Source organism: Actinomycetospora aurantiaca (assembly GCF_037401875.1).
GTDB classification, from domain to species: Bacteria; Actinomycetota; Actinomycetes; order Mycobacteriales; family Pseudonocardiaceae; genus Actinomycetospora; species Actinomycetospora aurantiaca.
The window spans coordinates 171956-183980 of the sequence record NZ_JBBEGN010000009.1; the positions used below are offsets into that span (position 1 = coordinate 171956).

General features: G+C 75.1%; 13 protein-coding genes. 3 read left to right on the forward strand and 10 right to left on the reverse strand.

Features of this window, described 5'->3' with window-relative positions; genetic code table 11:
- From WCD74_RS18980 to WCD74_RS18990, 3 genes are read right to left on the reverse strand one after another with little or no spacing between them, the layout of a single operon-like run.
- Window positions 1–792, reverse strand: coding sequence for an alpha/beta fold hydrolase (locus WCD74_RS18980; protein WP_337696437.1), 792 nt, complete (start codon window positions 790–792; stop codon window positions 1–3).
- Window positions 782–2005, reverse strand: a complete 1224-nt coding sequence (locus tag WCD74_RS18985) for a Rieske 2Fe-2S domain-containing protein (protein ID WP_337696438.1) — start codon at window positions 2003–2005, stop codon at window positions 782–784. Before WCD74_RS18985 ends, WCD74_RS18980 begins: the two co-directional genes overlap by 11 nt.
- A 30-nt stretch (window positions 2006–2035) precedes the next feature.
- Complete coding sequence (locus WCD74_RS18990; protein ID WP_337696439.1) at window positions 2036–2980, reverse strand: PDR/VanB family oxidoreductase; 945 nt, start codon at window positions 2978–2980, stop codon at window positions 2036–2038.
- 269 nt (window positions 2981–3249) lie between these two features.
- Between WCD74_RS18990 and WCD74_RS18995 the strand changes: the two genes are divergently transcribed.
- Window positions 3250–4581: an MFS transporter gene (locus WCD74_RS18995; protein ID WP_337696440.1), complete on the forward strand. Its 1332-nt coding sequence runs from the start codon at window positions 3250–3252 to the stop codon at window positions 4579–4581.
- Between the two features lie 120 nt (window positions 4582–4701).
- On the opposite strand, the gene WCD74_RS19000 is transcribed toward WCD74_RS18995, so the two are convergent.
- The 6 genes from WCD74_RS19000 to WCD74_RS19025 all read right to left on the reverse strand — a co-directional run bounded on the left by WCD74_RS19000 (window position 4702) and on the right by WCD74_RS19025 (window position 9232).
- The gene (locus WCD74_RS19000; RefSeq protein ID WP_337696441.1) at window positions 4702–5340 is read right to left on the reverse strand and encodes a TetR/AcrR family transcriptional regulator; all 639 of its coding nucleotides are present in this window, start codon (window positions 5338–5340) and stop codon (window positions 4702–4704) included.
- A gap of 133 nt (window positions 5341–5473) precedes the next feature.
- Window positions 5474–6454: a DODA-type extradiol aromatic ring-opening family dioxygenase gene (locus WCD74_RS19005; RefSeq protein WP_337696442.1), complete on the reverse strand. Its 981-nt coding sequence runs from the start codon at window positions 6452–6454 to the stop codon at window positions 5474–5476.
- On the reverse strand, window positions 6451–7341 hold the full coding sequence (locus tag WCD74_RS19010) for an alpha/beta fold hydrolase (RefSeq protein WP_337696443.1): 891 nt from the start codon (window positions 7339–7341) through the stop codon (window positions 6451–6453). Before WCD74_RS19010 ends, WCD74_RS19005 begins: the two co-directional genes overlap by 4 nt.
- Window positions 7338–7829: a cupin domain-containing protein gene (locus WCD74_RS19015; protein WP_337696444.1), complete on the reverse strand. Its 492-nt coding sequence runs from the start codon at window positions 7827–7829 to the stop codon at window positions 7338–7340. Before WCD74_RS19015 ends, WCD74_RS19010 begins: the two co-directional genes overlap by 4 nt.
- A 1-nt stretch (window position 7830) precedes the next feature.
- Window positions 7831–8607, reverse strand: coding sequence for an SDR family oxidoreductase (locus tag WCD74_RS19020; protein WP_337696445.1), 777 nt, complete (start codon window positions 8605–8607; stop codon window positions 7831–7833).
- 61 nt (window positions 8608–8668) lie between these two features.
- The gene (locus WCD74_RS19025; protein WP_337696446.1) at window positions 8669–9232 is read right to left on the reverse strand and encodes a TetR/AcrR family transcriptional regulator; all 564 of its coding nucleotides are present in this window, start codon (window positions 9230–9232) and stop codon (window positions 8669–8671) included.
- 90 nt (window positions 9233–9322) lie between these two features.
- Between WCD74_RS19025 and WCD74_RS19030 the strand changes: the two genes are divergently transcribed.
- Window positions 9323–10768, forward strand: coding sequence for an FAD-dependent oxidoreductase (locus tag WCD74_RS19030; protein ID WP_337696447.1), 1446 nt, complete (start codon window positions 9323–9325; stop codon window positions 10766–10768).
- A 2-nt stretch (window positions 10769–10770) separates the two neighbouring features.
- Here the strand turns inward: WCD74_RS19030 and WCD74_RS19035 are convergent, their stop codons facing one another.
- Window positions 10771–11076 carry a putative quinol monooxygenase gene (locus WCD74_RS19035; RefSeq protein ID WP_337696448.1) on the reverse strand — a complete coding sequence of 102 codons (306 nt, stop codon included), beginning with the start codon at window positions 11074–11076 and terminating at the stop codon, window positions 10771–10773.
- Window positions 11077–11166: 90 nt separating this feature from the next.
- Here WCD74_RS19035 and WCD74_RS19040 point away from each other — a divergent pair, with 90 nt between their 5' ends.
- Entirely contained in the window at window positions 11167–11928 is a 762-nt protein-coding gene (locus WCD74_RS19040) for an IclR family transcriptional regulator (RefSeq protein WP_337696449.1), read from the forward strand.
- Window positions 11929–12025 lie beyond the last annotated feature (97 nt).

Below are 12025 nucleotides of genomic sequence, written 5' to 3' on the forward strand. Positions count from 1 at the left end.
TCAGCTCCCCAGATGGGCGTCGACGAGGGCGGCGACGGCGTCGGGCCGCTCGGACTGCGGGTGGTGGGCGGTGGCGGCGAGGACGGTGAGGTCGGCGCGGGGCAGGGCCGCGGCGAGCGCGTCGGCGTAGGCCGGGCCGGCGAACGGGTCGTGGCGTCCCCAGACGAGGTGCACCGGGGCGCTGACCGCACCGAGTCGGTCACCGAGGTCCTCCGGGACACCGACGGCCCCGTGCGCCGCGCGATCGGTGTGGAATCGGGCCGCGACGAGCGCGTCCGGCACCGCCCCGCCGTCGTGCCACTCGGCGGTCGCGATCAGCCGGCGCATCCGGGCGGGGTCGGGCCGGCCGTCGCCGGCGTAGTCCGCGCGCAGCCGCGCCCCGAGCCCGGCGTCGACGGGCAGGCCGGTGACCCCGCCGGGCGCCGGGGTCGGGACGCTGCCGAGCAGCACCATCCGCCCGATGCGCTCCGGGGTGTCCGCCGCGAGGTGCAGCGCCACCAGGCCGCCGTAGGACTGGGCGAGCACGTCCACCCGGTCGAGCCCGAGTCCGTCGAGCAGACCGCGCAGTGCCCCGGCCGCCGTCGCGAGCCGGGGCCCCTCGCCCGCCGTCGGGGAGGCGCCGTAGCCGGGCAGGTCGACGAGCAGCCAGTTCCGGTCCGGTCGGGCGGCGAGCACGGCCGCGAAGTCGCCCGCGGCGTGGCAGCCGGGCCCGCCGCCGTGCAGCACGACCGTGACGGGCCCCGTCCTCGTCCCGACCCGCTCGTGGGCGGGAGCAGCGGTCTCAGTGACCACGGCCGGCCACCGTCTGCACCACCACGTCGGCGTCCTCGATGTGCTTGCGCCAGGCGGTGAGGGACAGGTCCGGGCGGTAGAGGCGCTCCGGCGGCGAGTCCATGACGTCGACCATCCAGGCGTCCTGCGCGGTGAACTGGCCGTGGAAGAGCCAGCGGATCGCCGTCAGGTACTTGGCCTTGAACGCCGCGGCCTTCCAGCCGGACTCGAAGCGGACCATCAGCTGCACGTAGCGCACGTGGTCGGCGTCGACGGGGACGTACCACTCGTAGTGGATGAACTGCGGGTAGGCGACGCGCAGGATGCCCGGCAGCCGGATGCTGACGAAGCCGGGCAGGTCCAGCGCGGCGATCACCGGGTTCGCGTCGCCGTTCTTGCCGGGACGGTCCGGCAGCGGCATCCGCTTCCACCAGCGCTTGTTGCTGAAGCGCCCGACGCCCGGGAACTCGGCCTCCCAGTGCACCTCGTCCTGGACGCGGATGAGCCACCCGTCGCGCTCCACGATCCGGGTCTTGTTCCAGGTCGGCATGACCTTGAACAGCCGCCACAGCGCGGTGTTGTGCAGGTACTTGGCGTGCCCCTCGTCGAAGCCGTTCTCGGCCGCGAAGCGCCAGTTGCCGTCCCGGATCTCGTTGCGGCCGCCGAGCACGAGGGTGTTGCCGGTCAGCTCGTCGGGGATGTCGTCCTCCACCGGCGGCGGCGTGCCGTCCTCCCGCAGCTCGCCGATGTAGACGAACACCAGGCCGAGGCGCTCCTCGACGGGGTACGTCGCGACGGAGACCTTGCCGCAGATCGGGGAGTCGGGACCGTCGGTGATGACGGCGGCGAGGCGCCCGTTCTCCAGGTCGTAGGTCCAGCCGTGGTACGGGCAGGAGATGGTGCCGGAGAACTGGCGGCGGCCCAGCGAGAGCGGCACGCCGCGGTGGGGGCAACGGTCGTGCAGGCCCTTGATCGCGCCGGTCCGGTCGTCGCGCACCAGCACGACCTTCTCGCCGGCGATCGTCACCGGCACCGGCTTGCGGCCCACCTCGTGGGCCCAGACCGCGGGGTACCAGTGGTTGCGGAACCCCAGCTCGGCCCGGTCGTAGGTGCTCCAGGTCGACCAGTCGGAGCCGGCCTGGACCGGTGGGCCGGGCTCGGCCACGGGGGCGCGCCGAGGGCGGCGGGCGCGGCGGGGGACGGTCTCGTCGGGTGCAGTGGCCTCGGTGGTCACAGTGGTTCTCCTGCGTGGTGGTGGGAGCGTCTAGAGGTCGAGCACGAGCTCCGCGCCGCGGGCGCGGGACACGCAGGGCGCGAGGACGTCGGTGCGGTCGGGCTCGGTGAGGGCGTCGCGGTGCCACGGCTCGCCGGCGACGACGCGGACCAGGCAGCTGCCGCACACGCCGTCGCGGCAGGCGTTCGGCAGCGTCAGGCCGGCCTCGTCGAGCACCTCGAGCGCGGAGCGGTCCACCGGCACGGTGATCCGCGTGCCGGTGCTCGCGACGACGACGTCGAAGGGCGTCAGGTCCTCCTCGTCGTCGCGGGCGGCGGCGGCGAAGCGCTCGGAGCGCGGGGCGGGCAGCCCATGGGCGCGGCAGTGCGCCTCGACCGCCGCGATCAGCCCGGCCGGTCCGCACACCGACACCGCGGTCGCGGCGTCGAGACCGGCGAGCAGGGCGTCGAGGTCCGGGGCACCGTCGACGTCGTCGGCGTGCACCGTCAGCCGGCCCGACCCGCCGTCGAGCACGGCCAGGTCGTCCAGGAAGGCCATGCCGCGCCGGGAACGGCCCAGGTAGACCAGGCGCCAGTCCGCGCCGCGGGCGGCGAGGCCGGCGGCCATCGTCATCACCGGGGTGATCCCGATGCCGCCGGCGACGAGCAGGTGGCGCGGGGCCCCGGGCAACGCGAAGTGGTTGCGGGGCCCGCCGACCTCGACCTCGTCGCCGGGGCGCAGCCGCTCGTGGACGTGCGCGGAGCCGCCGCGGGACGCGGGCTCGCGCAGCACCGCCACGCGGTAGCGCCGGCGCTGGGCGGGGTCGCCGCACAGCGAGTACTGCCGGACGTGCCCGCCGACGGCGAGGTCGACGTGCGCCCCGGGCTCCCAGGGCGGCAGCACGCGGTCGGCGTGGTCGCGCAGCTCGACCGAGAGGACGCCGTCGGCCTCCCGACGAAGTCCCACGACCTCGAGGTCCATCACGTCGTCGTCCATCGGAGCCTCCTGCTCGTACTAAGTACGGTACGGAAGATGACACACCGCCGGGCCGTTGTCACGAGCCGTTCTGTTTCCGTTGCGTGACGACCGAGCGCGACCGCGAACTCGGTTCTTGACGGCCGTGCGTCGCACCATACAAAGTACGAACACCCGGTCGGACGGTGTCAGCGCCAGTGAGGTTGCACGCTCCGCGATCACGGCCGGATCATCCCGACGCGCTCGGCGCACCGTCCGGCGACGTCCCCGCCCCTCCCCCCGGAGTCCGCATGTCCGTCACCACCGGACCTCGCCGTAGCCCGGCGAAGGCCGTGATCGCCAGCTGGATCGGCACGACCATCGAGTACTACGACTTCGCGATCTACGGGCTGGCGTCCTCGCTGGTCTTCGCGAAGCTGTTCTTCCCGACCTTCGACCCGCTCGCCGGCACCCTCATCGCGCTGTCGACGTTCGGCGTCGGCTACGTCGCCCGCCCCCTGGGTGCGCTCGTCTTCGGGCACTTCGGCGACCGCGTCGGCCGGCGCACCGTCCTCGTCATCACCCTGTTGCTGATGGGCGGGTCGACGTTCCTGATCGGCCTCCTGCCGAGCTACGCCAGCATCGGCATCTGGGCGCCGATCCTGCTCGTGGCGCTGCGCGTGCTGCAGGGCGTCTCGGTCGGCGGGGAGTACAGCGGGGCCGTCCTGATGACGGTCGAGCACTCCGAGCAGTCCCGACGGGGCGTCCGGGGCGCCCTGGTCAACACCGGGACCTCGACCGGCATGATCCTCTCCAACCTCGTGTTCCTGGCCGTGCTGACCCTGCCGGAGCCGGCGCTGCTCTCGTGGGGCTGGCGCATCCCGTTCCTGGCGAGCGGCGTCCTGGTCGTCGTCGGCCTCGTCGTGCGCTGGACGCTCGAGGAGAGCCCGGACTTCGTCGAGGCGAAGCAGGCCGGTGCCGTCCGCCGGCTCCCGCTGGTCGAGGTGCTGCGCGGCAGCGGTCGGGCCGTCGTCCTGGTCGCCCTGGCCACCATCTCGGCCGGCATGGTCTTCACGCTGACGACCGTCTTCTCCATCTCCTACGGCCGGACCGCCCTCGGCCTGCCGAGCTCGACGATGCTCTCGGTGCTGCTGCCGGCCGCCGTCGTGCTGCTCATCGCGATCCCGGTCGCGGGGCGCCTGGCCGACCGGCTCGGGGCCCGCGCGGTGTTCCTCACCGGTGCGGTCGGCCTGATCGTCACTCCGTTCATCTGGTTCGCACTGCTCGACACCCGCAACTACGGGCTGATGCTGCTCGGCTTCGTGATCGTGTTCCTCGCCTACTCGGCGAACTACGCCGTCTTCCCGGTGTACTTCTCCGGCGTCTTCCCGCCCGCCCTGCGCTTCAGCGGCATGGGCATCGGCTTCACGATCGGCACGATCCTCGGCAACGGCTTCGCTCCCGCGATCGCCGCGTCGCTGCAGGGGTCCACGGGTTCGTGGTGGGCCATCGCGGTCTACATGGCCGTCGGCGCCGTCGTCTCCCTGCTGGCCGGGTTGGCGCTGCGGTTCCCCGCCGACCACACCGACGCCCCGGTGACCCCGGCGGCCGCCGGGCCGGCGGTCCCCGCGGCGGGCAGCTGACGGGTTGAGCGAAGGGCCCCCTCGGTCGATCTACTCGACCGAGGGGGCCCTTCGCTCGTGCGGTGCCGGATGGGCGATGGGCGCCCACGGCCCGTCTATCCGACCGATGGAGCCCTTCGCTCAACCACGGCGGGACGGCACCCGCGTGACGACGCCCGCGATCCACGCGTCCAGACCGTCCGCGAACTGCTCGTCGGTGGGCAGTGCCGGGAGTTCCGCCGCGAGGTCCACGGTGTGCGGGAAGCGGTCGCGGTCGAGCCCGGCGTAGAAGTGCGACCGGCGGCGCCGGGCCTCGGCGGCGTCCCCGGCGTCCCCGGCCCGGCCCCAGGTCCGCGGCGTCTCGTAGGCGGAGAAGCCCAGCGCGTAGGTGATGAGGAACCCGTAGCACCGTACGGCGAGCGGCCCCGTGATCCCGGCCGCGGCGAGCCGGTGCAGGACCCCCTCCATCGCACCGACCAGCGCGGCCGGGCTGTCGGTCACCCGGGTCGCGAGCAGGCGCACGACGCTGGGGTGCTCGCGCATCATGGCCAGGAACGCGAGGCCGAGCGTGCGCAGGGCGGCCGCCGGCTCGGTGTCCACCTCGTCGGGGAAAGCCATCGAGCCGAGGATCCGGTCGCCCATCGCGTCGAGGATCTCGTCCTTGTTGCGGAAGTAGCCGTAGAGGGTCATCACGCCGACGTCGAGGTCGGCGGCCAGCCGCCGGACCGTCAGGCGGTCGAGGTCGGCCTCGGAGTCCGCGATGGCCAGGGCCGCGTCCACGATCCGGTCCGCGGTCAGTCCCGAGGGGTCGTTGCCTCGGCGCCGGCGTGGCGGCACGGATCCTCCAGGACTCGGGCGGGGCGTTCGACCGGACAGCGTACGGTGCGCCGCCCCGACCCGAGGCCGACCTCCGTCACCCGGCTCCGCCCGCGGCCACCGCGTCCCGGTCGCGCGCCGGCTCGTCCGCGACCGGGAAGCTGGTCGCGATCCCCATCCCGGTGATCCACTCCGGCACCGGCTCGTAGCTCGACCAGACCGTCGGCCGCCCGACGGCCGCGTGCGCGAGGAGCCACGTCCGGATCTCCTGGCCGCCGCTGCCGGCCGCCGCCTCGATGCCCTCGTGCCCGAGCGCGGCGACCGCCTCCGGGTCGTCCGACGCCAGGCGCTCCAGGAACCACCGGTCCCACCCGGCGTTGACCGGCGAGTCCGGGTTGCCGGCCATCGCGCGGACCCGCGGCTCGCGGGCGGCGGCGAAGGCGACCGGGTCCTGACGCCCGTGGATCAGCGAGGCCCGGCGTTCGCCGACGACGGCGGGGTCCCGCGGGTCGTTCGAGGGCAGCCAGTGCGACAGCCCGCCCGAGGCGACGACGAGGACCCGCCCGGTCGGGGCCGTCCGCAGCGCCGCACCCAGGGCCCTCCCGACGACGAGGCAGCGCTGCGGGGTGGGCAGCGGCGGCGCGGCCGTGTTCAGCACGAGCGGCACGAGCGGCACACCGGTCCCGCCGAGCAGCATCTCGTAGCCCTGCACGATGCCGTGGTCGACGGTCAGCGAGTACGAGATCGCGACGTCGACGCCGTCCGCGGTCAGCCCGTCGCGCACGGCCCACGCGAGCTCGGTCGCCACCGGGAGGGGGCCGGCGCGGCTGCCGAAGTCGCCGAACCCGACGACCTCCTCCACGCCCAGCACGAACGGCGGCATGACGTCGTAGAAGTTGCCGTGGAAGTGGTCGGGGCCGACGACCACGACGGCGTCCGGGGCCAGGTCCGCCACCGCCGCCCGGACGCGCTCGGCGTCGGCCAGGAAGCCCGCCCCGGGAGCGCCGGGAGCCGGCGGGTCGAGCAGCGTCGCGAAGGGGGAGTGCGACATCCCGACGACGCCGACGATCTCGCTCACGACGCCCCGCCCAGCAGGAACCGCTCGTGCTCGGCGACGAACTCCGCGGGCCGCTCCCACTGCGGCCAGTGGCCGGCGCCGTGGATCACGTGCAGCTCCGAACCCGGCAGCCACGACCGCAGCATCTCGGCCTCGTCGAGCCCACCGGTCGGGTCGTGGTCGGTCCAGAGCAGCAGCGTCGGCGCGGTGATCCGGCCGACCCACGACGGGTCCCAGCTGAACCGGGCCCGCGTCACGGGGTCCTGCAGCACGAGCGTGTTCCCGATGGCGGCGACGAAGCCCTCCCGCGAGTACACCGAGCGCCGCAGGTTCACCAGCTCGTCGGTGACCATCGAGGTGTCGTGGAACAGCCACGCGACCCGCCGGCGGACGTTCTCGTCGCTGGGATCGGTCACCGCCGTCGTCGTGGACGCCCGCAGCCGGGCCATCACCTCGGGCTTGTTCGCGATGTTGCCCGGGGTGTTCAGGACGAGGCGTCCGACCCGCTCCGGGTGGTGCGCGGCGGTCCACGCGGCGACCCATCCGCCGAGGGACTCCCCGGAGAGGTGTGCCCGGGCGATCCCGAGGACGTCCAGCAGGCCGACGAGGTGGTCGGAGAGGACGTCCACGGTGTACGGCACGTCCGGCAGGTCGGACCAGCCGTGGCCGACCATGTCGTAGAGCGTGACCCGGAAGTGGGCGGCGAGCCCGGCCACGTCGCGCGCGTAGGCCTCGAGGTGCCCGCCGGTGCCGTGGATCAGCACCAGGTCCGGCCCGGAGCCGGCGCGCAGCACGCGGGTGCGCACGCCGCCGACGTCCACGTGGCGCAGCTCGTGGTCGACGTCGGCGAGCTCGCCCCAGATGCTGACGTGGTCCGGGATCGGCGGGGCGGCGGTGGGTGCGGTCATGGGCGATCTCCTCCGAATCTCGACCGGGCGGTGTCCATGTCGACGACGCCCGCGCTCTGGCGGCGGCCGACGCCGAGCAGGCCGAGCAGCCGCGAGTTCTCGATCGTCAGGAACTCGACGGGCCGGTCCGGGGCGTCGTTGTGGTGGCGGTGCCAGGTCCACGGCGGGGTGTAGACGAACGAGCCGGTGGTCCAGGTGACCGTCTCGTCCTCGATCTCCGAGTGGCCGTCGCCGGAGAGGACGTAGTGGACCGTCTCGTGGTGGTGGCGCTGCATGTCCGAGCTGCCGCCCGGCGGGAACACCTGCTTGAACAGCTCGAACGTCAGCGTCGGCAGGTCGCCGGCGACCCGCAGCGTCGTCGGGTTGTGCACCTGGTCGGCCGGCAGCGGCTGCAGGTCGGCGTCGTGCACCACGAGCGGTCGTCCGGGGCCGGGCGGGACCTCGTCGCGCAGGCCGCCCAGGAACGCCGCCATGTCGAAGGTGCTCACGTCAGATCGTCTCCGTCCGTCCGCCGTCCACGGTCAGGACGGTCCCGGTCACGTAACTCGCGGCGTCCGACGCCAGGAACCCCACGGCCGCCGCGACCTCCTCCGGCGTGCCCGGCCGGCCCGCGGGGACCAGGGCGCTGTCGGCCCGGTCGAGCTCCGCGCGGTCGGTCCCGGTCGCGTGGGCACGGCGGTCGAGGATCTCGGCACGGCGGGCGGTGGCGGTGGCGCCGGGGGCGACGCAGTTGACCGTGACGCCGTCCGCGGCGACCTCGGCGGCCAGCAGCTTCGCGGCGGCCGTCATCGCGGCGCGCAGCACCACCGAGACCGCGAGGTCGGGCTGGGGCTGGCGCACCGCGGTCGAGGTCAGGACGACGAGGCGCCCGTGGCCGCGCGCCCGCATCCCGGGCAGCACGGCCCGCGCGAGGGCCAGCGGGCCGCGCAGCAGCAGGTCGGCGCCGGCGGCCCACCCGGCGTCGTCGACGTCCAGGACGCGCCCGGGCGGCGGTCCGCCGGCGTTCAGGACGACGACGTCGAGCGGCCCGTGCGCCGCCTCGGCGGCCGCCGCGAGCTCGGGAACGGCCACCGGGTCCGCGAGGTCGGCGACCAGGGTGGCCACGGCCCGCCCGGTCGGTGCCGCGATCTCGTCCGCGGCCTCGCGCAGGGTCGCCGCGGTGCGCCCGACCAGCACGAGGTCCCGGCCGTCGGCCGCCAGCCGTCGGGCGACGGCGCGCCCGATGCCACTGCCCGCGCCCCCGACGAGGGCAGGTCCACCGTCCATGCCCCGGAGCGTCGCCCCGGATGCGACGAACCCCGAGACGCGGTCCCACTGAGTAGGACGATCAGACCGGGGCGGGCCCCGTCAGATAGCCGACGAGCGTCGGTCCGAGCCAGCCCCGCAGCCGGTCGCGGTCCATCGCGGCGATCGCGGGCACGACGAGGACGTGGCGGGCGAAGGCCAGCCCGACCACCTGCGAACCGACCAGGGCGGCCCGCTCCTCCGGGTGGTCCGGGGCGACCGCCGCGAGGGCCGGGCCGGCCTGGTCGAGCAGGGCCTCGGTGAGGGCCCCGGCGGCCTCCGGGCTGGTGGCGGCGGTGCGCAGGAGCGCGAGGAGGTGGTCACCGGAGTCGAACAGCGCCACGAAGCGGTCGACCAGCGCGTCCGCCATCGCCTCCGGGTCCAGTCCGCGCAGGTCGGGCAGGTCGATCTCCAGGCGCGCGGCCTCCGAGAAGAGCGCGGCCTTGCCGCCGAAGTAGCGCACCACCAGCGCCGGGTCGACGCCGACCACGTCCCCCACCGCCCGCAGCGTCACGCGGTCGTACCCGTCGCGGGCGAACAGGGTGCGGGCGGCGGTGAGCAGGTCCGCGCGGGTGCGGGCGGCGTCCCGGCCACGGGGTGGAGGCACCGCCGGAGCCTAAGTCACCGACCGTTGACCGGTCGTCGGAGGCCGGTCTACCGTCCAAGTCACCGAGCATTGACTTCGCGGGAGGCGGACATGGACGAGTTCGACGTCGTCGTGGTGGGGGCCGGTCCGACCGGGTCGACGGTCGCGGGGGACCTGGCCCGCCGGGGCCGCCGGGTCGCCGTCGTCGAGCGTTGGCCGTCCCGGCACCCGGGCAGCCGCGCCTTCGCGGTCATGCCCAGGACCCTCGAACTGTTGGACCACCGTCGGGTCGGCGGGCGCGGGATCACGGAGACGCTGCTCGGGATCGGAACGCCGGTCCCCCGGGTCCGCCTCTGGCACGGCGCCGCGATCCGCCTCGACCGGCTCGACACCGCGCACGCGCACGGCCTCGTCGTCGCGCAGACCCACGTCGACCGCCTGCTCGAGGACCGGGCGTGCGAGGCCGGCGCGACGGTGCTGCGCGGGCACGAGGTGGTGGGTCTGGCACAGGACGACCAGAAGGTCGAGCTGCGGACCGCTCCCCACGACGGCGGGCCGGTGCGCTCGTTGCGTGCCCGGTACGTGGTGGCCGCCGACGGCTCCCGCTCGACGGTGCGCGACCTGCTCGGCGTGGCGTTCCCGGGCCGGTCGGTGCTCTCGTCGGTGGTGCTCGCGGACGTCCGGCTCGCGGCACCGCCCGCGGGCGAGGGCCTGACCCTCGGCGGCACCCGCGAGGAGTTCGGGTTCCTCGCGCCCTACGGCGACGACCGGTACCGCTCGATGACCTGGTCACGGTCGCGGCAGCTCCCCGACGACGCCCCGGTGGACGACGACGAGATCGGCCCGGTCCTGACCCGCGCGCTCGGTCGCGACGTCGGCGTGACCGGGATCGACTGGCGCTCCCGGTTCCACTGCGACGAGCGCCAGGTGGCCCGCTACCGGCACGGCCGGGTGCTGCTCGCGGGGGACGCGGCGCACGTGCACTCGCCGATGGGCGGGCAGGGCATGAACACCGGCATCGGGGACGCGGTCAACCTCGGGTGGAAGCTGGACGCGGTCCTCGGCGGGGCGGACGACGCGGTGCTCGACACCTACCACGACGAGCGGCACCCGATCGGCCGCCGCGTGCTGCTCCAGAGCGGGCTGATGATGCGGGCGATCACGCTCCACCCCCGCCCGGCCCGCGCCGTCCGCGACGTGGTGAGCACGCGGCTGCTCGCCTCCCGCGCCGGCAACGCCGCGATCGCGGGCAGCTTCGCCGGGACCGGCCTGCGCTACCGGTCCGGTCCCGGCGAGCACCACCTCGTCGGCACCCGGGCGAGCCGCGTGGCCCTCGAGCAGGGCACCGTCGGCGACCGCGACGACCTCGGCTTCCTGCTGGTCCGCGCCGAGGGGACCCGTCCGGCGCCGGGCGTGCCCGCCCAGGCGGAGCGGCGCGGCCCCGGCCCGTCGTTGCTGGTCCGGCCGGACGGCCACGTCGCCTGGGCCGGTCACGACGACGGGTGGCGCGCGGCCCTCGCGCGCTGGAGCGGCGCGCGTGCGGTGGCCGCGCGTTGAGCTCACCCGGTGGCGGCCCGCTCGACCAGCGTCGCCGTCGTGATGACCGGCGGGGCGGCGAAGACCGACCCGACCAGGGAGTTCACGTGGTCGCGCCCGGAGTCGCCCTCGATGTGCGCCTCCAGGGCGGCCCGGTCGGCGAAGGTGTCGAAGATGCCGTAGGTCGTGTCGTCGATGCGCACCACGAAGAAGCTCGTGGTGCCGGGCTCGGCCTCCAGCACCCGGCGCGACCGGGCGAAGACCTCCTCGGCCTCGGCCTGCCGCCCCGGCAGCACGTCGATGGTGGCCCAGACCGCCAGCTCGCTCATCGGTCCCTCCGATCCGTCGGGCCCCCGCACTACGCTGGCGGGGGAGCTCCCGGGTCGGAGCGTGCCCGCCGCGTCCAGAGCGAGGTGAGGATGAGTCCCACCGAGCGGGATGCCGGGCCGGCCGCCGCCCTCGACCGGGCCGCGGCGATCCTCGACGCGTTCGACGCCGAGCACCGCGAGCTCACCCTCGCCGCGCTCGTCGTCCGCTGCGGGCTCCCGCGCTCCACCACGCACCGCACGGCCGACCGGATGCTGCGCCTGGGCTGGCTGGACAAGCCGGGCGACCGCTACCGCATCGGGGAGCGCCTGTTCGAGATCTCCGGCCTGGCGCCGGTGCGCCACGAGCTGCGCGAGGCCGTCCTGCCGTTCCTGCAGGACCTCTACGCCGCGACGAAGGTCGCGGTGCAGCTGGGCGTCCTGCGCGGGCCGGAGATCCTCGTCGTCGAGAAGATCACCGGGCACCGGCCGCTGCCGATGCTCTCCCAGGTCGGCGGGACCATCCCCACGTACTGCTCCGGGCTCGGGCGCGCGATCCTCGCGCACTCGCCGCCGGAGGTCGTGGACGAGGTCGTCGCCGCGGGCATGCCCGCCCGCACGCCACGCACGCTGACGAGCCCGACGGCGCTGCGCCGCGAGCTCGCGACGATCCCTCCGCGCGGGTGGGCGGCCGACCGCGAGGAGGGCAACGTCGGCATCTCCTGCGTCGCCGCCCCGGTCTTCGGGCCGCTGGGCGAGGTCGTCGCGGCGATCTCGGTGACCGGCCCGACCGGGGCCGTGCGGGCGGAGCGGGCCGGGCCCGCCGTTCAGATGGCCGCCGCGGCCGCCTCGCGGGCCTACTCGGCCCGGCGGTAGGGCTCGCGTCCCACTCACCGGGACGCCCCGTTGGAGGGTGGGCGGTGCGCCACGCACTGTGACCCGCAGCACGCCGACGCGGCTCCGCGCCGGCTCC